The sequence below is a fragment of the Methylobacterium tarhaniae genome, assembly GCF_001043955.1.
Classification (GTDB): Bacteria; Pseudomonadota; Alphaproteobacteria; order Rhizobiales; family Beijerinckiaceae; genus Methylobacterium; species Methylobacterium tarhaniae.
Genome location: NZ_LABZ01000071.1, coordinates 1 through 19,222 on the forward strand (window position 1 = coordinate 1; position 19,222 = coordinate 19,222).

Below are 19,222 nucleotides of genomic sequence, written 5' to 3' on the forward strand. Positions count from 1 at the left end.
CGGCGGCCCGGGCCACGTCGAGCACGATGTCGGAGGGCGGGGAAATGCTCATCGGCAGCTCACGTCCGGGTCGTTTGGTCAACGAGGTCTTAACGGCCCAGGCTTACGGGAGGCTTGCGTCGGGCCGGCCGAGGCGGGCGGAGAGGCCGTCGAGGCGCTCCAGGTCGTCGCGCTTGTCCGCCTCGCGGCGATGATCGTCGGCCCGCCGCTCCGCGAGCGCCTCGGCGCGCTTCTGGGCGAGACCGTGCTCGCGCACCGCCTCGGCCTGGGCGGCGGCCTCCGCCTCGAGCGCGCTCGCCTGCGTGGCGAGCCCCCGCAGGCGCCGGGCGGTCGCCTCGAGCAGCATCGGGCCGTGATCGGAGGCGGCGAGGGCGGCGAGCAGCCGGGCGCGGTCGGCTTCGATCGCGGCGGTGCGTTCGCGGGTGGCCGCGAGCTCGATCTCCGCCACGCGGCGCATCTGCTCCTGCACGGTGACGAGGCGCTTCGCGCGCTTCAGCCGGTCGCCGGTGCCGGACGCCATCAGCCGCGCTGCAGCCAGGCGGCGTAGCCGAGGAGGAACTGCGTCATGAACTCACCCGCCAGATAGTAGAGCATGAAAAGGCCGCCGAACATCACGAAGGGCGTGGCGACGAAGTAGACCGGGATCGTCGGCGTGAGCTTGTTGACGAAGCCGGCCGCCAGGTTGACCATGATGGCGTAGATGACGAACGGCGCGACGATGCGCAGGCCCAACATGAAGGCGGCGGCGACCTGGTCGACGATCCGGGTCAGCATGATCTGCGAGCCGACGCCCTCGCCGGGCGGGATGCGGGCATAGGATTCGACGAGGCCGCGAAACAACTCCCAGTGCAGGTCGGCGGCGAACAGGAGCGCGGTGGCGGTGAGCAGGATCAGCGCCTCCACTGCCGGCACCGGGTCGGTCCCCTCGATCGGCGTTCCCGGCATGCTGCCGAAGCCCACCATGGTCGAGGTCGCGTTCATCACCGTCTCGAGCACCATGATGAAGATCCGGCCGAGGAAGCCGATCATCAGCCCGGTCAGGGTCTCGCTGGCGATCCAGGCCAGCGTCTGCGTCGGGGCCTGGCCGGCGAGCCGCGGCTCGAATTGCGGCACGATCAGCGGGGCGATGGCCAGGGAGACCGCGCCCGCGATGAGGAGGCGCACCTGCTGCGGCACCCGGGGGCTGGAGAAGCCCGGCACCACCATGAGGCAGCCGCCGACCCGGCAGAAGATCAGGAAGACGGCCAGGAAGCTGTCCGGCCCGATTCCCGTCACGAGACGGTCCCTAGGGACTTGATCTCGACGCCGCGGGCGATCTCCAGATGCGAGAGCACCGGCAGGGTCGGGAAGATCCGCTCGATGATCATCCGCACATAGGGCCGGGCGTCGGGAGCGGTGACCAGGGCGAAACCGTGCACCTCCCGCATCCGGGCGCGGATCGCCTCCGAGGCCTCGGTGCCGAACTGCTCGACGAGGCGCGGGTCGATGTCGAACTCGACGACCTCGCCCTTGGCGTCGCGCTTCAGGCTCTGGTGGAAGGACAGGTCCCAGCTGGCGCCCAGCCGCAGCACGTTGAGCACGCCGTTCTCGGCGAGGTCGCCGCAGATCTGCTGCGCCATGCGCATCCGCACGTGCTCGGCGATCTGCTCGGCCCGGCGGGCATGCGGGGTGATCTCGGCCACCGCCTCCAGGATGAGGTGCAGGTTGCGGATCGAGACCCGTTCGGCGAGCAGCAGCTTGAGCACCGCCTGCAGGCCCGAATAGGAGATCTGCGACGGGCAGATCTCGTCGAGCAGGCGCTTGTACTCCGGATCCAGGCGGTCGAGCAGGCCGCGCATGTCCTTGTAGGACAGGAATTGCGGCAGGTTGTTGCGGATCACCTCGGAGAGGTGGGTGAGCAGCACCGAGGCGCCGTCGATCGGCTCGAAGCCGCCGCGGCGGACTTCCGCAGCATAGGAATCCATCACCCACAGCGCCTTCAGGCCGAAGGCCGGCTCGCGCACCTCGTCGCTCGGCACGTCGGGGCGGGGCCCGTCGCCGACCACCACCAGCATCTCGCCGGGGCGCAGCTCCTGGCTCGCCGCCACGGTGCCGTGGATCAGGATCTGGTAGCTCTTCGGCGGCAGGGCGAGGTTGTCCGAGACCTTGATGTCCGGCACCACGAAGCCGTACTGGCGGGCGAACTTGCGCCGCATCTTGGCGACCCGGTGGCCGAGCTCGGCATGCGAGGCCTGGATCTGCGAGGCGGCCTGGCGGCCGAGGCACAGCTCGATCTCCGGGGTCTTGAGCGATTCCTTGACCGAGTCCTTCTCCTTCGCCTCCGCCTGCTTCATCGCTTCCTCGGCCTTGGCCTTGGCGTCGGCGGCGGCCGCCTTGGCCTGGAGGCGGCGCGGAATGGTGCGGGCGACGAAGAACAGGAGCCCGCTCAAGGCCATGAAGGGCAGGAAGGGCAGGCCCGGCACCAGGGCGAACACGCCCATCATCGCCGCCGCCACGATCAGCGCACGCGGATAGGCGCCGAGCTGGCCGATCACCGCCTGCTCGGCGGTGCCCTGCGTGCCGCCCTTCGAGACCAGGAGGCCGGCGGCGAGCGAGACGATCAGGGCCGGGATCTGCGAGACCAGGCCGTCGCCGACCGACAGCTTGGTGAAGATGTCGGCGGCGGTGCCGAGCGGCAGGCCGTGCCGCGTCGTGCCGATGATGATGCCGCCGAAGACGTTGACCGCGATGATGATCAGCGAGGCCACCGCCTCGCCGCGGACGAATTTCGAGGCACCGTCCATCGAGCCGAAGAAGGCGCTCTCCTCCTCCAGCTCCCGGCGACGGCGCTGCGCCTCCTTGTCGTCGATCAGCCCGGCATTGAGGTCGGCGTCGATCGCCATCTGCTTGCCGGGGATCGCGTCGAGGGTGAAGCGGGCCCCGACCTCGGCGATGCGGGTCGCGCCCTTGGTAATGACCAGGAAGTTGACCGTGATCAGGATCAGGAACACCACGATCCCGATCACGAAATCGCCGCTCATCACGAACTGCGAGAAGCCCTGGATGACGTGGCCGGCGGCGTCCACGCCCTTCTGGCCGTCGGCCAGGATCAGCCGCGTCGTCGCGATGCCGAGCGCCAGGCGCAGCAGCGTGGCGATCAGCAGCACGGTCGGGAAGGACGAGAATTCGAGCGGCTTCTGGATCCAGAGCGCCACCATCAGGATCAGCACCGACAGGGCGATCGAGAAGGCGAGGCCGATATCGATGAGCACCGCCGGCACCGGCAGGAACAGCACCGCCAGGATCGCCACGATGCCGGCCGCGAAGCCGAAATCCCGCCGCGACTTGCGCTCGATTGCCGGCGCCGCGCCCACCGCCATGATCCCACCACCCTCCGCGAAGGATATTCGCGATGGGGTGTGCCACCGCTAGCTTGCGCGGGGGTTGGGGCCTTCAGAACCCGGTCGCGATCCGCCCGTAGGCGGCCTCCGCGAAGGCGTGGAGCTGCCCGCCGACGAAGGTGCCGGTGACGAGGAGGACGAGCAGGATCACCACGATCTTCGGCACGAAGGTCAGGGTGACCTCCTGGATCTGCGTGAGGGCCTGCAGCAGCGCCACCGCGACGCCGACCAGCATCGCGGCGCCCACCGCCGGTCCCGCCGCCACGAGGACCGTCCAGATCGCGGCGCGGACGAGCTCGAGGGCGTCGACCTCGTTCATGATGGTCTCCGGAGCGCTTCGACCGCGCGCTACTGTATCACGACCCCGGAGGTCAGCAGCACGTCCTGGCCGCTGGTCAGCCGTGCCAGGGCGCCGTCGCTCGTCACCCGCACCGACTGCACGGTGCCGGTCCGGGTGCCGTCGGCCGAGGTGAGGGTGCGGCCGATCACCGTGTCGGCCTGGTCGAGGAAGCTCGAGGCGAGCAGCGAATCGAGCTTCTGGTTGGTCTTCGTCGCCTGCTCGACCTGCGAGAAGGTGGCGAGCTGGCCGACATACTCGGTCGAGTCCATCGGCTTCGTCGGATCCTGGTTCTTCAGCTGCGCCATCAGCAGCGTCAGGAAGGTGTCCGCGTTCATCTTGGCGGCGACGGAGCTGCCGGCCTTGGCGGCGGCCGCGGTCGTGGCGGTGGTGCCCGCGGTGGCGCTGTTGGTGATGTCGATGGTCATTCAGGCCTCCGGGTCGCGGGCGGGCAGGGCGGTGGGAGCGGCGCGGCGGCCCGCGGCGGGGGGCCGCACGGCCTTGGCCATCCGCTCGCGGGTGCGCTCGGCCCCGCGGGTGCGGCGGCCGAGGGCGCCGAGGGCCGGCACCGGTACCGGCACGGCGGGCGCCTCGCCGGCCTTCATCAGGGCGGCCTCGAGGGGATAGAGCCCGCGGATCAGCTTCAGCGCCTCGAACAGGCGGCCGCCCTCGATGAGGGCATGGGCGGCGGCGATCCCCTCGCGCAGAACCGCCTCGCCGGTCGTCGCCAGGAGGCCGTCGCGGATGCTGTCGTAGAGCGCCCGCGCCGACGCGGCCTGGGCCGGATCGATCAGCATGGTCTGGGCCGCGAAGTAGAGCTGGCGGAGCGGCGTCGTCGCGTCCTCCGCCTGCAGCACGTGGCTCTCCAGCAGGAAGGTCGCGTCGTTCAGAAGCTCGACCGCCACCTTCCGGTCGACGCGCAGCACCGCGCCGTTGATGTAGATCCGCTCCCCGGCGCGCAGAGACAGGCGCATGATGCGGCTCACCGGAGCCCGTCGCGGATCGAGGTGTTCACCTCGATCAGGGCGGCGAGGCTGCGGTCGGGCGAGCGCAGCACCTCTCCCGCCTCCCGCATGGTCCAGGCGCCGATCGACACGAGGTCGTCGCGCAGGGCCTGCGGCAGGGCGTTCTCGGGCGCCAGCAGGTCGGCGATCAGGATGTTCCACAAGTCCTGCACGAAGCCGACGGCGGCCGTCCGCTCCGCGCCGGCGAGGCCGCGGGCCTCGACGTCGTTCAGGAGGGCGAGCGCCCGATCGAAAGCGGCGCGCTCGCGCTCGCGGCCGGTCTCCGGAGCATCCTCGAGGATCTCGGAATAGGAAAAGCGGTACATCGGGCCGATGCCTCGTCCGTCTGGTGTCTCGCGCGGGGCGGGAGCGTCGCGTGATGCGGTCTCGGCTTGTCTGGCCGGACGCGACGCCTGGTCCTTGATGAGCCCAGTATTCACTGTGCCGATGGAGCATCTTCAGGCGATCTTCGCCTTTACACTCTCTGTTTTTGTCAACTAAGCTATGTATTTCAGGAGCGTCAATCCCTGAAGCTGCGCAGTGAGTGCGTAGGACATCTGGAGCTGGGTGTTCGCGGCATCCAGCCGTGTCTTGGCCTCGACCGGATCGACCGCCTCGATGCGGGAGATTTCCTTGGTCAGGAGGGCCTGTTGCGCATCGAGCCGGGTATTGGCGTCGGTGATCCGCGACTGGCTGCGGCCGAGATCGGCCTGGAGCGAGACAAGCCCGGCGCTGCCCTTGCTCAGGAGGCCCATCACCCGGTCGGAGACTGCGGCCTGGGCCTCCGCCGAGAGGCCGGAAAAGTCGATCCCCGCGACGATGGCGGCCTGGGCGAGCTGGCGGAAGGGGGCCGCGTCGGCCGTGACCGAGGTCGTGACGGTCTCGCTGAGCGAGATCCGGCTCGTGATGGGGATCGACGAGGCCTGAGACCAGGCGGAACTCCATCGCGGATCGGCGAACTGGGCCGCGACCGTCGCTTCGAGGAAGTTCGTGACCTGCGCCGACGTCAGGTTCGCCGCGCGGGAGTCGCTCGGCGGGAAGCCGAAGGCGGTCTCGAACGCCGTGAGCACGGCGGCCTTGGCGTTCGCGCCAGCCCCGTCCCGGATCGGGTCGCTGCCGGTATTGATGCCGGAGAACAGCGCCTGCCCGTTCGAGGCGGTGTTGAGCAGGCCGGTCAGCGAGGCCAGAGTGTCGTCCGCCGAGGCGGCCATCGCGGCCAGGCGCTTGTCCGCCGACAGCCCGGTCAGGGTGGCGAACTGCGCGTCGGCCGATTTCTGCATCTGTTGCAGCACGCTCTGCGTCGTGCTCAGGCGCAGGGCCGTGACGCCGTTGCCATCCTTGAGGGCGGCGATCTCCGCCGCGCTCTGGCGTAGGGAGAAGCTGCGGCTCACCTGGCTGCCGAGGGCGAGGCCGACATCGGCGTAGCGTCCCCCATTGGCGATCTCCTGGGTGGCCTTGGCGATCTCGGCCTGGAGCCGACCTACGCCGCTGCGGGGAGCGTTCCAGAGGCTGAGGCTGGAGATGTAGCTCGTGGTCATCATGGCTGGCAGGGCTCTGTCTTACGGATGGCCGCCGGAGCGCTTCACCGGATCACGTTCAGGAGGGTCTTCAGCAGGTCGTCCACCATGGTCAGGATCTTGGCCGAGGCGGTGTAGGAACGTTCGAGCTGCAGGGTCAGGGCGGTCTCGTCGTCCCCGTTGACGCCGACGGCGTTCGAGAGGGCCTCGGTGGCCCGGCTGACCAGGGTCTTCTGGTAGTCGGCGTCGCCCGAGGCGGCCTTGCGGCTCGCTTCGAGCCAGCCGGCGGAATCGGCGGCGAAGCCGGCGAGCGTCGTGGTCTCCCGCAGGGAGGGGCCGGGATCGAAGCTGCGCGTCGCGGCGAGCCCGTCCGCCAGGTCGCGCAGCCGGTCGGCGAAGCCCTCACGGTTCAATCGGTTCGACCGATAATCGGCGCCGTTCAGGCCACCGTCGCGCAGCAGCGTGACGTCACCACCGAACTGCGGATCGACCGCGACGTTGAGCGAGATGCGAGCGGCGAGCCCCGTATTCGAGCCCGGCAGGACGTTGTTCTGGCCGTTCCAGAACAGGCCGGCCCGCGGAACGGTGTAGAACGGGTCGGTCGGGCTGCGGTTGCTGGTCTCCTTGAAGGTGTCGATCACCGCCCCGGCGATCGCGTCCAGCTGGCGCTCGTAGGCGACCGCGCTCTCGTCGCGCAGGGTGGCGAGGCCGGCGAGCCGCCCGCTCGCGAGCCGCATCGGCGAGCCGGCGCCCGTGACCGGCACGCCGTCGACCGTCACGGCCGCCCCTTGCGTGCCCGCCGTGAAGGCCTGGGTCGGGGTGAACGTCACCGCGCGGGCGCCCCGGTCGAACAGGGTTACGCCGCTGTCGGTATAGATCGCCATGTCGCCGCCCGGACGCTCCGAGACGGAGATGCCGATCTCGGCGGAGAGCTGCGACAAGATGCGGTCGCGGTCGTCGAGGCCGTCGCTGACGTCCTGGCCGCTCGCCGTGCCCCGCATCACCGCCCGGTTGGCCCGGTCGAACTGCCCGAGCAGGTCGTTGATCCGTGCGACCGAGTCCGCCATGCCCCGGTCGGCCTGGGCGCGGACGTCGTGCACGGCCGCCGCCGCGCCGTTGAGGCTGGCGACGAGGTCGCGGGCGCTCTCCACCGCCGTGCGGGCGAGGGCGGTATTGTCCGGGCGGTTGGCGGCGGCCTGGAGCGCTGCGTTGAGAGCGCCGAGCCGCGCGGCCGGCGACCCCGCCTCGCTGGTATCGCCCACCGTCCGCGACAGGGTGGTGAGGCCGTCGAGGAGCGCCTGGCTCTCGGCCGCGGCCGAGTTCGCCGAGAGCGTGCGCCCGAACAGGGCCGCGTCGCTCGCGCGGGTCACGACGACCGTGGTCCCGCCCGCGCCGCTCACCAGGCTGACGACCTTGCGCGAGTAGCCAGGATCGTCCGCCCCCGCCATGTTGCGGGCCGAGGTGGCGATCTGGCTCGACGTCGCGAGGAGCGCCGAGCGAGCGGTGTTGAGCGCGAGCGAGAGGCCCATCTGTCAGTTTCCCGTGGTCGTCCGGCCGCTACCGCTTCAGGCTCATCAGGGTGTCGAGCATCTCGTTGCCGGTCGTGAACACCTTCGAGTTGGCGGTGAAGACCGATTGCGACTCGATCATCGCGGTGAGCTCGTTGCTGACGTCGACGTTCGATTGCTCGAGGGCACCGGACTTGACCGTGCCGCGACCGCCCTGGCTGGCGAACCCGACCTGGATGTCGCCGGAGGTGACGCTCGGCCGGTAGACGTTGCCCGAGCGCGGCTCGAGGTTGTCCGGGCTCGGCACCTTGGCGATCGGCAAGCGGAACGCGGCCAGGCGCGAGCCGTCGTCGAAGGTGGCATAGACGGTGCCGTCCGCGTCGAACGACGTTCCGGTCACCGCCGCCGGCGCCTTGCCGTTGGCACTGCCACTCACGCTGTAGTCGCCGGCGAGCTGGGTCAGGGCGGACAGGTCGAGCGCCATCGGCTGGCCGCCCGGGACCGTCACGTCGAGGGACTTCTCCCCCGTATAGGTTGCCGGGCTGGTGCCGTTCTGGGTGCCGGTGATGCCGCCCTGGGCATTGAACCCGACCGTGGTGGTGGCCAGCGGCGTGAGAACGTTGTTATTGCTCGGGTCGAATGGCAGCTTAGGGGTGGTGCCGGACGGTGTCGGTGTGTCGGCGGCGTCGTAGACCGAGATTGTCCAGGTGCTGCTCGTGGCCTTCGCCAGGTAGATGTCGAGGGTTCGGGCCTTGCCGACATTGTCGTAGGTCACGAGCGAGTACTTCTTCGAGTACTGGCCGGTTCCCGCCACGCCCGCGTCGACCGGGAGCTTGCCCGACAGGGTGCCGGTCGTGGTCGGCGTCGCCCGGCTGTTGATCGAGGCAAGACTGACCGGCACCAGGTCGGCGACGCTGTTGAGCGTCGGGCTGGGCTCGCCTTTCAACAGGCTGTAGCCCATCAGGGTCATGCCGGCGGCGTTGGTGAAGGTGTTGGTGCTGGCGTCGATCTTGAAGTTGCCGGCGCGGGTCAGGAAGGGAGCCCCGGACGGGTCGTTGACCACGAAGAAGCCGTTGCCGTCGATCGCGAGGTCGGATTTGGAGGTGGTGGCGTTGATGGTGCCGCCCTCCATCACCGAGCGCCGCACCGTCGTCTCGACCGAGCCCGAATTGTAGTTTCCGCCTGCGGTATCGGCGATCAGCAGCGAGGAGAACTCCGCCGAGCTGCGCTTGTAGCCCGTGGTCCCCGAGTTCTGGATGTTCTCCGCCACCGTCGAGATGCGGTTCGATTGGGCGTTCATGCCCGAGACACCGGTGCGGAGCACGCCGATGAGACTCATTGCGGGACCTCGTTCGTCAGGATGCTTCTGTGGAGGCGCAGGCGGAACGCGGCTTGCGCGGGCATGGCTCGGGTCGGAATAGACCCGCTGAGGCTTGCGCGGAGCTTGGAACGGCCGGCAGGGGCGGGGAGCGGCGACATCATCGCGCCTCAGCCCCGCAGGCTCTGGGCGAGTTCCAGGAACGCGTCCCGGCTCGGCGGCTGGGTCGGGTCCTGGCGCAGGGCGTCGTAGATCCGCGGCACCAGGCCGATCGCCTGGTCGAGCTCGGCATCGGTCCCGGCCCGGTAGCCGCCCATCAGGCGCAGGTCCCGGGTCTCCTCGAACCGGGCCATCATCGCCCGGAGCTTGCGGATCAGGTCGCGCTGCTCGGGCGTCCAGACCTCGGTGGCGAGCCGCGAGATCGAGCCGAGGAGGTCGACCGCCGGGTAGCGGCCCTGCTCGGCGATGGCCCGGTCGAGGACGACGTGGCCGTCGAGAGTGCCGCGGATGCTGTCGGCGACCGGGTCGTTGTGGTCGTCGCCGTCGACGAGCACCGAGAACACCCCCGTGATGGTGCCGCGCCCCTCCAGACCCGGGCCCGCCCGTTCGAGCAGGCGCGGCAGGTCGGAGAAGACGCTCGGCGGGTAGCCGCGGGCCACCGCCGGCTCGCCCGCCGCCAGCGCCACGTCCCGGGCGGCGTGGGCGTAGCGGGTCACCGAATCGACGATCAGGAGCACCGATTCGCCGCGATCGCGAAACGCCTCGGCCACCGCAAGTGCCACCTTCGGCGCCTGGCGGCGCATCATCGGGCTCTCGTCGCCGGTCGAGACCACCACCACGGCGCGGGCGCGGCTCGGCGCCAGCGGGCCTTCCAGGAATTCGCGCACCTCGCGCCCGCGCTCGCCTACCAGGGCGACGACGACGCTGTCGAACCCCTCCGCGCCCGCCAGCATGGCGAGGAGGGTCGACTTGCCGACGCCGGAGCCGGCGAAGATGCCGATGCGCTGGCCGGCGCAGAGCGGGGTGAAGAGGTCGAGGGCGCGGACGCCGGTGCGCAAGGGCGCCCGCACCCGGGCGCGGCCCAAAGCCGCCGGCGGGTCGGCATCGAGGGGAACGGCCTGCGGGCCGGGGCTCAAGGGGCCTGAACCGTCCACCGGGCGCCCGAGGGCGTCGATCACCCGGCCCTTCCAGCTCGGATCCGGCCGCAGCTCCGCCGGTCCGAGGCGGTGGGCGACCGTGCCGATCCCGGCCTCGATCCGGCTCTCATAGGCCTTGAGGGTCGCGCCCTCGGCATCGACCCGGACGATCTCGCCGACCTGCACCCGCCCGCCGCCGGAGAAGGCCATCCGGTCGCCCAGGCGCACGAAGGGCGCGACGCCGCCGATCCGGCAGGCGCTGGCGGTCACCTCGCGGATCGGACCGCCGATCCGCACCAGGGCCCCGTCCTGCCGGGCCGCCGCCATCGCCTCGGCGAGGCGCGCGATCGGATCCGCCGCCATGCGTCAGCTGCCCTGCGGCGAAAGCGTCTTCACGGCGCTCTGGAGCGAGGATTCGGCTTCCGCCGTCGCGGTCGCGGCGCTCTCGAAGGCGCGCTGGATGGTGATGAGCTTCGTCATCTCCATGATCGGGTTGACGTTCGAGCCCTCGACATAGCCCTGCACCATGCCGATGCGCGTGAAGTCCTGCACCGGCCGAACCGGCAGGCTGGAGGTCACGGCATTGCCCGGGGCCCGGGTGAGCGTTCCCTTGTTGTCGAGGACGAACAGGCCGAGCGATCCGACCTGGTTGGAGTTCTGATAGACGCTGCCGTCGCGCCCGATCGTGGGCGGTCCGGCTTGCGGGTCGAGGAGGAGCGGCGAGCCGCCGGGATCGAGCACCGGCTGCCCGGTGAGGGTGCGCAGCTGCCCGCTGGCGTCCATCGTCAGGCGGCCGTCGCGGGTATAGGCCGGGCCGGACGGCCCGCCGACGCCCAGCCAGGCGTCGCCCTGCACCGCGACGTCGAGGGGCGAATCGGTCTTGGTGATCGGGCCGGAGGCCCGCGAGAGGTAGGTGTCGCCCGAGTCCACGAAGGCCACCGCCCCCTTGGTCGCCTGGGCGAGCAGGGACGAGAACTTGGTCTCCTCGGCGCGGAAGCCCGCGGTCGCCATGTTGGCGACGTTGTTGGCGGTGGTGGTCAGGCGCTTGTCGAGGGCGACCTGGGCCGACAGGTTGACGTAGAGGCTGTTCTGCATCGCCGCCTCACGCCCCGCCGACGCCGAACAGCGCCAGGATCGGATCGCTGGCGGTGTTGTTCTGCACGTCCCAGATCGCCGCGAAGCGCCGGGCGAAGGCCTCGACCTTGGCCGGGTCCTGGAAGCTCGCGAAATCGACCTTGCTGGAGATGAGGGCCGCGCGCGCGGCCAGGGCGGTGCTGCTCGTGGCGCTGCTCGTCGCCGGCAGGCCGATCACCGTGTTGACGACCTGGGTCAGGGCCGGGTCGCTCAGGATGTCGTAGCCGCTGCTGAGCGTCGGCGCCTTGCGGGCGAAGTAGAGGGCGAGGCGCACCCCGGTATCCTCGGCGCCGGCATCCGCCTCGAGGGTCTGGCGCAGATAGGCGTCGACCACCGCCTGGGCGTTGGCGTCGGGAGGGATCTCCGTGCCGTTGCCGATGTCGACGGCGGTCTGGCCGGGACCGGACAGGGCGGCGTTGGCCACCGCCAGGGTGCGGACCTTGCCGCCCGACAGATAGGCATGGTCGGCGCTCAGGCCCTCGCCGCCCGCCTCGCCGTCGAGGCCGTAATCGATGTAGCCGGTGGACTGGAAGAAGAGGGCTCCGGTGGCGCCGACGCCGACCTGCACCTTGCCGACCAGCCCGTCATTGCCGGAGGCGTTGATCTGGTTGTTGATCGCCTTGCCGATCTCGAGCTGTGTCACCTTGGCGAGGTCCTCGACCTTGCCGGCCAGCGTCGCCCGGTTGAGGACGATGGTCACGCTCTTCGTGTTGCCCGCCTCGATCTGGGACGAGATCGTGAAGCGTGCCTCGTTGGTGCCGGAGAAGTCGTAGGAGGTGGCGAGCGCCCCCGGGAGGGAGAACTGGGCGCTGCCTGCCGGCACGAGAGACCCGCCGGCGACCACCACCGCATCGGTGCCGGCCGCGCTGGCGCCCCGCGAGAAGTCGAAGGCCCGCGCGAAGGCGACGTAGCGGTCGTCGGCCAGGCGGTTGGCGAAGGCCGTGGGCGAGGCCGTGCCCTCGGTCAGGACCTTGCGCATGAACGCCTTGGCGTAGCCCATGTCCTCGAGGCCGAAGGCCTTGACCGCGTAATTGTAGAGCCGCCGGTCGGCCATGAAGTCGTCGATCGACTTCACCTTGCCGATATTGGCCTGGTAATAGGTGGTTTCGCGGGCAACGATCGGCTCGGCGCCCTTCCGCTGCAGCGAAGTCGCGAGGTTCCGCGACAGGAGCATGTAGCTCGTCAGGGTGCTCGTCACGGATTCAGATCTCCGGCCCGTCGGCCCGATGGGTCGGGGCGGCATGCCGCAGCGGCGCGAGGCCCCGATGAGGCTTCCGCTCTAGGCGGCCACGCTTGCTCGGGGCTTGCAGCGGCTTGCTCGGGGCTTGCAGCGGCTTGCTCGGGGCTTGCAGCGGCTTGCTCGGGGCTTGCAGCGGCTTGCTCGGGGCTTGCAGGCGCGCGCTCACAGCGGGGTTGGCCCGATGATGGTCTCCGTGGTGATGACGATCCACCCGGCGCCGGTGCTGCGGATCGACAGCACCCGGCCGGCCCCCGGCAGGATCGAGCCGACGCTGATCTGGTGCAGGCCGTCGCGCCCCTCGACCCAGGCTTGCCCGGCCGAAGCGCGCCGCAGGGCGAAGCCCGCGGGTGGTGGGGTCATGCGCGCCGGCGGTGCCTCGACCTGGGGTCCCGCCGGGGTGGCCGGAGCGGGCGAGGCCTCCGGCAGCGAGCCGGTGACCAGGGGATCGAGATCGGCCTCGGGCGCACGCGCATCCGCCACGGACCGCTTCCAGGCGAAGGGCCCGGTCGAGGCCGGCAGCAGCGCCCGCACGTCGTAGGGCCGGGTCGGTTGGGACAGCGTATAGCCGGCAAAGCCCGTGACGGTGAGCGCCACCAGGATGGCGGCCCCGAACACGCCTCGCTCGGCCGCCGCCTCGCGGGCCCGGCGGCGGGCGATGAGTCCCGCGACCGGGCTCTGCGGGAGCGGGGACGAGCGCTTGGGTGTGGCCGGGGCTGAGGGCATGGCCGATCGATCAAGGAGTTGATGGCTAATGAGAGATGAAGGGATATGCTTGACGTTTGGTTAATGCGGCCGCCGGTACCCGGGCCGGGTTTCCGTCGCGTCCGGAAACCCGTAAGCGTCGCCGTGCGGGCGAGTGGCCCGGTGCGGGGCGCGCATGAGCGATAGGCGGGAGACCGACGGCGTCGATGGCGGTGAAACGGGGCTGACTCCCCGTGCGGGCCGCCGCCGCCGCGTGATCCAGCAGGGACGGATCGTCCTCGGCCCCGACCGCTCCGTGGCCTGCGAAGTCATGGACCTTTCGGCCGCGGGCGCGCGCCTGCGCGTTCCGGCCCGCATCGACTTGCCGGAGGCTTTCCCGCTGGCGGTCGCCGCCGACGACCTGCGCACCGTCGCGGTGCGCCTGCGCTGGCGGCGTGGGGAGTTCGCCGGGGTGACGTTCGAGGGGGCGGGGCTCTATGTCGGGTGACGGTGGGGGCGATGCCGTTGATCGACCCAGAGCCGCCTGCGCCCGGCATTCGACGGGCCGGACGTCCGGAGCCCGAACGGGACTTGGATGGCACGCCGATGGCCCCGTCCGCTGAGGGTCTCGTCGCGTCGCAGGTCATGCCGGCGATCCGTATCATACGAGTTCCGATCGAGCGCTTCAGGCGATCCCGCGGGATCGCCGTCACGATGCGGACAGCGTCCGTCCAGGACGGGAGGGCACGAGACGAGCCGGTCTTCACCCGAGGCGATCCATCGCCATCCGGGCACAGCAGACCGACGAACCATTGATCCCTGTCGATCCCGTCGCAGCGACCCGGCTGGGACGAGCGCCGCCGCGACGCGGTCAAAGAGATGCCGGAAGAATCTTGGAAGCTGCACAGTTTTGCAAGCTGCGCAGACGATCGGAACAACTTCCCATCAAAACAACGTCTTCAGATCCCCCTTCAGGATCTTGCCGTTCGCGTTGCGCGGCAGGATCTCGTCGTGGAGCAGGATGCGCACCGGCACCTTGAAGGCGGCGAGCCGGGCGGCCACGAAGGCGCGCAACTCCTCCTCGCTGGCCTCGGCGCCACGGGCGATCGCCACAACGGCGGCGGGCTCCTCGCCGAGGGTCGGGTGCGGGATGCCGACGACCGCGGCATCGACCACCGACGGGTGATCGTAGAGGACGCCCTCGACCTCGGCGCAGTAGATGTTCTCGCCGCCGCGGATCAGCATGTCCTTGGCCCGGTCGACGATGGTGATGAAGCCCTCCGGGTCGATCCGCGCCAGATCGCCGGTGCGCAGCCAGCCATCGCGAAACACCGCCGCGTCGGCATCGGGCCGGTTCCAGTAGCCGGCGATCACGATCGGACCCTTGACCCACAACTCCCCGACCTCGCCGGGCGGCAGCGGCTTCTCCTCCGGATCCATCACCTTCGCATCGCAGACCGGCAGGGCCGGGCCGCAGCTGTCGGGGCGGTGGACGTAATCCTCGCCCTGGTGGTGGGTGAAGGTGGCGGTGGTCTCGGTCATGCCCCAGCCGGTCGCGGGTTGCGCGTTCGGGAAGGCGGCGCGCAGGCGCCGCACCAGGTCGGCCGGCGCCGGGGCGCCGCCATAGCTGATGGTCTCCAGGGAGGAGAGGTCGTGGGTGCCGGCCGCCATCCCGTCGAGGAGTTGGAACGCGATCGTCGGCACGCCGCCGGCGCTGGTGCAGCGCTCGCGCTCGATCAGCGCCAGGGCGCGGGCGAGGTCCCAGCGGCGCATCATCACCAGGCGCCCCCCGCGATGGAGGTTCGGCACCAGGGTGGCGAAGCAGCCGGTGACGTGGAACAGCGGGATCGAGAGCAGGCCCACCTTCTGCGGCGCGGACGGGTCGGGCACCGGCACCGGCTCGCCCCGGCGCAGGAAGGCCCGGGCGGCGGAGAACGGATGAGCCATCACCCCGCTGGCGCCGGCGCGGTGGGTGCCGATCGCCCCCTTCGAGCGGCCGGTGGTGCCCGAGGTGTAGAACAGGGTGGCGACGTCGTCCGGACCGATCGCGATGGCGGGGATGCGCCCCTCCGGCAGCCCGCCCCAATCCGCGACCGGGCCGATGATGTCGGTCAGGCTCTCGGTGCCGGGGGCGGCCTCGGCGCGGGCGATCAGCACGCGTGTGAGAGCCGGATAGCCGCTGCGCCGGTCGGCGATGCGCGCCCAGCGCTCCTCGTCGACGATGGCGACGGAGGCGCCGGAATCGGTGAAGCCGTGGTCGAGCTCCGGGCCGGTCCACCAGGCGTTGAGCGGCGTCGCGACCGCGCCGGCCAGCAAAGCGGCGAAGAACGCCACCGGCCATTCCGGCAGGTTGCGCATCGCGATCGCCACCCGGTCTCCGGGCCGGACGCCGCCACGGATCAGGTTCCCGGCCAGCGCCAGGGTGGCGCGGCTGAACGCCTCGAAGCTCGCCCGTTCGTCCTCGTAGACCAGGAAGGTCTTCTCGCCGTGCGCCCGGCCGGCGACGAAGATGTCGCGCAGGGTGAGCGGCGCGTTGGCCCAGATCCGCGTCGGTACGCCGCGGATCGGAACTTCGGCCATCGCGAAGGGCGATCCCGGCGCGGTCAGGCGCGCGGTCGCCTCGGCGAGAGACAGCGCAGGCCAGGACGGAACGGCGGAGGATGGGACGGAGGCGGTCGGCGTCGCGGCGGACGGCTCGGTCATCGGCGGGCTCGCGGCTGGGTGACTCTCGGCTAGCGGATGGGAGGGAAGGCGGTCAGGTGATGGTCTGGCCGCCGTCGATCACGATGCTCTGGCCGGTCATGAAGGCGCCGGCCGGGCTCGCCAGGAACACCGCGGCGCCGGCGATCTCGTCGGGCTGGCCGATGCGGGCAAGCGGCGTGCGGGCCGTGTAGGCGGCGCGGGATTTCGGGTCCTCCCACAGGGCGCGGGCGAAGTCGGTCTGGATCAGGCCGGGCGCGATGCAGTTGACGCGCACGTTGTGCGGACCGAGCTCGACCGCGAGGTTGCGGGCGAGCTGGAAATCCGCGGCCTTGGAGACGTTGTAGGCGCCGATCACCCCCGAGCCCTTGAGCCCGCCGACCGAGGAGACCAGGATGATCGCGCCGTCCTTCCGGGCGATCATCCCCGGCGCGCAGAACCCGATCAGCCAGTGGCTGGCGATGACGTTGTTGTCGAGGATCTTGCGGAACTGGTCGTCCGAGATGCCGCTCATCGGCCCGTAATAGGGGTTCGAGGCGGCGTTGCAGACGACCGTGTCGATGCGGCCGAAGCGGTCCTCGGTGCCCTTCGCCAGGCGCTCCAGGTCCGCCTTCGACGAGATGCTGGCCGGGATCACATGCGCCCGCTCCGCGCCGTGGCGGGCGTTGATCGCTTCGGCGACGGGCGCGCAGGCCTCCGCCTTGCGCGAGGAAATCACCACTTTGGCGCCGTGCTCGGCCAGGCGCTCGGCAATGGCCCGGCCGATGCCGCGGGACGAGCCGGTGACGATGGCGACGCGGCCTGTGAGATCGAAGAGCGGCGTCTGCATGGGGCGTCCTCCCTGTCGGCGCTGCCAAAACAGGCCTTGCTTTTGGGCCGACCTTAGCCCTGAATGGCGATTAAGCAAGCCGCCTTTTCGAAAACGCGGCCGTGACGAGGGCCGGACGAGGGGATTGCCTCTCGCTCCGCTCTGGGTTTCCGGGGTCTTGCGACTCCATACCCAATCCTCGATAATGCGGCAAAACCCGTCCCCGGGAGCGGTGGGCGAGGCATCGGAGGAAACCACGACATGCGGGAAGCCGTCATCGTCGCCACCGCGCGCACCCCCATCGGCAAGGCCTATCGGGGCGCGTTCAACGACACGCAGGCCCAGGCGCTCGGCGGCCACGCCATCGCGCATGCCGTGCAACGCGCCGGCATCGACCCGGCCGAGATCGGCGACGTGGTGATGGGCGCCGCCCTCCAGCAGGGCTCGACCGGCAGCAACATCGCCCGCCAGGCGGCCCTGCGTGCCGGCCTGCCCGAGTCCGTCGCCGGCATGAGCCTCGACCGGCAATGCGCGTCGGGCCTGATGGCGATCGCGACGGCGGCGAAGGAGATCATCACCGACGGGCTCGACGTCGCGGTCGGCGGCGGCCTCGAATCGATCTCGCTCGTCCAGAACGACAAGATCAACCGCTTCCGGGCTCAGGATCCGTGGCTCGTCGAGCACGTGCCGGCGATCTACATGACGATGATCGAGACCGCCGAGAACGTGGCGGAGCGGTACGGCATCAGCCGCGAGGCGCAGGATGCCTACGCCCTGCGCTCGCAGCAGAGAACTGCGAAGGCGCAAGCCGAGAACCTCTTCGCCGACGAGATCGTGCCGATGACCGCCCGCATGGCCGTCATCGACAAGGCGACCGGCGCGGTCTCGCACAAGGAGGTCACGCTCGCGCAGGACGAGGGCAACCGGCCCCAGACCAGGCTCGAGGACCTTCAGGGCCTCAAGCCCGTGTTCAAGGACGGCCAGCGGATCGAGGAAGGCCGGTTCATCACCGCCGGCAACGCGAGCCAGCTCTCGGACGGGGCGGCGGCTGTGGTGCTGATGGAGGCGCGCGAGGCCGAGCGTCGCGGATTGAAGCCCCTCGGCGCCTATCGCGGCATGGCCGTGGCCGGCTGCAACCCGGACGAGATGGGTATCGGCCCGGTCTTCGCGGTGCCCAAGCTCCTCAAGCAGCATGGGCTGAAGGTCGAGGACATCGACCTGTGGGAGCTGAACGAGGCCTTCGCCAGCCAGGTGCTCTATTGCCGCGACCGGCTCGGCATCCCGGACGAGCGCCTCAACGTCAATGGCGGCGCGATCTCGATCGGCCACCCCTACGGCATGTCGGGCGCGCGCATGACCGGGCACATCCTGCTGGAAGGCCGTCGCCGCGGCGCCAAGTACGGCGTGGTGACGATGTGCGTCGGCGGCGGCATGGGCGCCGCGGGCCTGTTCGAGATCTACTGATCCTGCCACATTCCGGCTCGTGACGGCGCCCGGCAAGAGGTGCCCGGAGGAGACCGGCAGAGGGATTTTTGGGGATATGGCGCAAGAGTCTAACGCCCAAGGTATGCCGACCAACGACAACGTGGTCGCGACGGCCCGCGAGGGCGCGGTCGCCGTGCTGACGCTGCAATCCGGCCCGGTGAACGCGCTGGGTTCGGCGCTCCGCCAGGGCATCCTGGCGGCGGTCGAGGCTGCGGAGGCCGATCCCGCCGTCACGGCGATCGTGCTGATCGGCGGCGGCCGGATGTTCTCGGCCGGGGCCGACATCACGGAGTTCGGCAAGCCGCAGACCGGCATCAGCCTGCCCGACCTCCTCAACCGCATCGAGGCATCGGCGAAGCCCGTCGTCGCGGCGATCCACGGCAACGCCCTGGGCGGCGGGCTCGAGACCGCGCTCGCCTGCCACTACCGGGTGGCTGTCCCCTCGGCCAAGGTCGGCTTGCCGGAGGTGAAGCTCGGCATCCTGCCCGGTGCCGGCGGCACCCAGCGCCTGCCGCGGGTGGTCGGCCCGCGCAAGGCGCTCGAGGTGATCGTCGGCGGCTCGCCGATCGGCGCCAAGGCGGCCGCCGGGATGGGGCTGGTCGACGAGCTGGCGCCCGAGGATTCGCTGCGCGCCCACGCCGTCGCCTTCGCCGAGCGGGTGGTGACGGAAGGTCGGCCGCTCCTGAAGATCCGCGACCGCGACGACAAAATCGCGGAAGGCCGCGAGAATCCGGGCCTGTTCGCCGCGTTCCGCGAGGAGAATGCGCGCAAGACCCGCGGCTTCGAGGCGCCGGAAGCCTGCATCGCCTGCATCGAGGCCGCCTGCCGGCTGCCCTTCGACGAAGGGCTCGCCTTCGAGCGCGCGGAATTTCAAAAACTCGTTTCCGGCACCCAGTCGGCGGCACAGCGCTACGTGTTCTTCGCCGAGCGCCAGACCGCCAAGATCCCGGACGTGCCCGAGGACACGCCCGCCC

At 70.6% G+C, this 19,222-nt stretch carries 19 protein-coding genes; 3 read left to right on the top strand and 16 right to left on the bottom strand.

All coding sequences use genetic code 11. The annotated features are described in order from the left end of the window. Positions 1-103 precede the first annotated feature (103 nt). The 14 genes from VQ03_RS11325 to VQ03_RS11395 form a co-directional block, all read right to left on the bottom strand. Entirely contained in the window at positions 104-520 is a 417-nt protein-coding gene (locus VQ03_RS11325) for a hypothetical protein (protein ID WP_048450982.1), read from the bottom strand. After that, the gene (gene fliR, locus VQ03_RS11330) at positions 520-1,206 is read right to left on the bottom strand and encodes a flagellar biosynthesis protein FliR (RefSeq protein WP_245292043.1); all 687 of its coding nucleotides are present in this window, start codon (positions 1,204-1,206) and stop codon (positions 520-522) included. Before fliR ends, VQ03_RS11325 begins: the two co-directional genes overlap by 1 nt. Positions 1,207-1,271: 65 nt before the next feature. Next, a complete protein-coding gene (gene flhA / locus VQ03_RS11335; RefSeq protein WP_048450984.1) occupies positions 1,272-3,359 on the bottom strand; it encodes a flagellar biosynthesis protein FlhA in 2,088 nt (695 codons plus the stop codon). Positions 3,360-3,432: 73 nt separating this feature from the next. Beyond that, positions 3,433-3,699, bottom strand: coding sequence for a flagellar biosynthesis protein FliQ (fliQ, locus tag VQ03_RS11340; protein WP_048450985.1), 267 nt, complete (start codon positions 3,697-3,699; stop codon positions 3,433-3,435). A 29-nt stretch (positions 3,700-3,728) separates the two neighbouring features. Continuing rightward, complete coding sequence (gene flgD / locus VQ03_RS11345; RefSeq protein ID WP_048450986.1) at positions 3,729-4,145, bottom strand: flagellar hook assembly protein FlgD; 417 nt, start codon at positions 4,143-4,145, stop codon at positions 3,729-3,731. Then, a complete protein-coding gene (flbT, locus tag VQ03_RS11350; RefSeq protein ID WP_083467938.1) occupies positions 4,146-4,691 on the bottom strand; it encodes a flagellar biosynthesis repressor FlbT in 546 nt (181 codons plus the stop codon). Between the two features lie 8 nt (positions 4,692-4,699). Further along, positions 4,700-5,047, bottom strand: a complete 348-nt coding sequence (gene flaF, locus VQ03_RS11355) for a flagellar biosynthesis regulator FlaF (RefSeq protein ID WP_048450987.1) — start codon at positions 5,045-5,047, stop codon at positions 4,700-4,702. 171 nt (positions 5,048-5,218) lie between these two features. Next, positions 5,219-6,262, bottom strand: coding sequence for a flagellar hook-associated family protein (locus VQ03_RS11360; RefSeq protein WP_048450988.1), 1,044 nt, complete (start codon positions 6,260-6,262; stop codon positions 5,219-5,221). A 41-nt stretch (positions 6,263-6,303) separates the two neighbouring features. Then, positions 6,304-7,767 carry a flagellar hook-associated protein FlgK gene (gene flgK / locus VQ03_RS11365; RefSeq protein ID WP_048450989.1) on the bottom strand — a complete coding sequence of 488 codons (1,464 nt, stop codon included), beginning with the start codon at positions 7,765-7,767 and terminating at the stop codon, positions 6,304-6,306. 28 nt (positions 7,768-7,795) lie between these two features. After that, positions 7,796-9,085 (bottom strand): flagellar hook protein FlgE, encoded by a 1,290-nt coding sequence (locus VQ03_RS11370; RefSeq protein ID WP_048450990.1) that lies wholly within the window; start codon positions 9,083-9,085, stop codon positions 7,796-7,798. A gap of 149 nt (positions 9,086-9,234) precedes the next feature. Further along, positions 9,235-10,563, bottom strand: coding sequence for a flagellar protein export ATPase FliI (gene fliI, locus VQ03_RS11375; protein WP_048450991.1), 1,329 nt, complete (start codon positions 10,561-10,563; stop codon positions 9,235-9,237). A gap of 3 nt (positions 10,564-10,566) precedes the next feature. Further along, complete coding sequence (gene flgF / locus VQ03_RS11380; RefSeq protein WP_048450992.1) at positions 10,567-11,295, bottom strand: flagellar basal-body rod protein FlgF; 729 nt, start codon at positions 11,293-11,295, stop codon at positions 10,567-10,569. Positions 11,296-11,302: 7 nt separating this feature from the next. Further along, positions 11,303-12,532: a DUF1217 domain-containing protein gene (locus tag VQ03_RS11385; RefSeq protein ID WP_048450993.1), complete on the bottom strand. Its 1,230-nt coding sequence runs from the start codon at positions 12,530-12,532 to the stop codon at positions 11,303-11,305. 204 nt (positions 12,533-12,736) lie between these two features. Further along, the gene (locus tag VQ03_RS11395; RefSeq protein WP_053078515.1) at positions 12,737-13,297 is read right to left on the bottom strand and encodes a hypothetical protein; all 561 of its coding nucleotides are present in this window, start codon (positions 13,295-13,297) and stop codon (positions 12,737-12,739) included. 154 nt (positions 13,298-13,451) lie between these two features. On the opposite strand from VQ03_RS11395, the gene VQ03_RS11400 reads away from it, so the two are divergent. Continuing rightward, entirely contained in the window at positions 13,452-13,763 is a 312-nt protein-coding gene (locus tag VQ03_RS11400) for a PilZ domain-containing protein (protein WP_048451001.1), read from the top strand. A gap of 437 nt (positions 13,764-14,200) precedes the next feature. On the opposite strand, the gene VQ03_RS11405 is transcribed toward VQ03_RS11400, so the two are convergent. Together VQ03_RS11405 and VQ03_RS11410 are read right to left on the bottom strand one after the other, a co-directional pair. Beyond that, a complete protein-coding gene (locus VQ03_RS11405; RefSeq protein ID WP_048450996.1) occupies positions 14,201-15,958 on the bottom strand; it encodes a class I adenylate-forming enzyme family protein in 1,758 nt (585 codons plus the stop codon). Positions 15,959-16,010: 52 nt separating this feature from the next. Then, on the bottom strand, positions 16,011-16,784 hold the full coding sequence (locus VQ03_RS11410; protein ID WP_048450997.1) for an SDR family oxidoreductase: 774 nt from the start codon (positions 16,782-16,784) through the stop codon (positions 16,011-16,013). A 240-nt stretch (positions 16,785-17,024) separates the two neighbouring features. Between VQ03_RS11410 and VQ03_RS11415 the strand changes: the two genes are divergently transcribed. Together VQ03_RS11415 and VQ03_RS11420 are read left to right on the top strand one after the other, a co-directional pair. Next, on the top strand, positions 17,025-18,227 hold the full coding sequence (locus tag VQ03_RS11415) for an acetyl-CoA C-acyltransferase (protein WP_048450998.1): 1,203 nt from the start codon (positions 17,025-17,027) through the stop codon (positions 18,225-18,227). Between the two features lie 103 nt (positions 18,228-18,330). Further along, positions 18,331-19,222: enoyl-CoA hydratase/isomerase family protein (locus VQ03_RS11420; RefSeq protein ID WP_048450999.1), on the top strand; the 892-nt coding region annotated here is incomplete at its 3' end.

Bases quoted from the DNA above. Each gene is read 5' to 3' on its own strand.
- VQ03_RS11395 (WP_053078515.1), bottom strand. From the start codon at position 13,297: ATGCCCTCAGCCCCGGCCACACCCAAGCGCTCGTCCCCGCTCCCGCAG.
- flhA (WP_048450984.1), bottom strand. From the start codon at position 3,359: ATGGCGGTGGGCGCGGCGCCGGCAATCGAGCGCAAGTCGCGGCGGGAT.
- VQ03_RS11360 (WP_048450988.1), bottom strand. From the start codon at position 6,262: ATGATGACCACGAGCTACATCTCCAGCCTCAGCCTCTGGAACGCTCCC.
- flbT (WP_083467938.1), bottom strand. From the start codon at position 4,691: ATGCGCCTGTCTCTGCGCGCCGGGGAGCGGATCTACATCAACGGCGCG.
- VQ03_RS11370 (WP_048450990.1), bottom strand. From the start codon at position 9,085: ATGAGTCTCATCGGCGTGCTCCGCACCGGTGTCTCGGGCATGAACGCC.
- VQ03_RS11405 (WP_048450996.1), bottom strand. From the start codon at position 15,958: ATGACCGAGCCGTCCGCCGCGACGCCGACCGCCTCCGTCCCATCCTCC.
- flaF (WP_048450987.1), bottom strand. From the start codon at position 5,047: ATGTACCGCTTTTCCTATTCCGAGATCCTCGAGGATGCTCCGGAGACC.
- fliI (WP_048450991.1), bottom strand. From the start codon at position 10,563: ATGGCGGCGGATCCGATCGCGCGCCTCGCCGAGGCGATGGCGGCGGCC.
- flgK (WP_048450989.1), bottom strand. From the start codon at position 7,767: ATGGGCCTCTCGCTCGCGCTCAACACCGCTCGCTCGGCGCTCCTCGCG.
- VQ03_RS11400 (WP_048451001.1), top strand. From the start codon at position 13,452: ATGAGCGATAGGCGGGAGACCGACGGCGTCGATGGCGGTGAAACGGGG.
- VQ03_RS11410 (WP_048450997.1), bottom strand. From the start codon at position 16,784: ATGCAGACGCCGCTCTTCGATCTCACAGGCCGCGTCGCCATCGTCACC.
- fliR (WP_245292043.1), bottom strand. From the start codon at position 1,206: ATGGTGGTGCCGGGCTTCTCCAGCCCCCGGGTGCCGCAGCAGGTGCGC.
- flgF (WP_048450992.1), bottom strand. From the start codon at position 11,295: ATGCAGAACAGCCTCTACGTCAACCTGTCGGCCCAGGTCGCCCTCGAC.
- fliQ (WP_048450985.1), bottom strand. From the start codon at position 3,699: ATGAACGAGGTCGACGCCCTCGAGCTCGTCCGCGCCGCGATCTGGACG.
- flgD (WP_048450986.1), bottom strand. From the start codon at position 4,145: ATGACCATCGACATCACCAACAGCGCCACCGCGGGCACCACCGCCACG.
- VQ03_RS11325 (WP_048450982.1), bottom strand. From the start codon at position 520: ATGGCGTCCGGCACCGGCGACCGGCTGAAGCGCGCGAAGCGCCTCGTC.
- VQ03_RS11415 (WP_048450998.1), top strand. From the start codon at position 17,025: ATGCGGGAAGCCGTCATCGTCGCCACCGCGCGCACCCCCATCGGCAAG.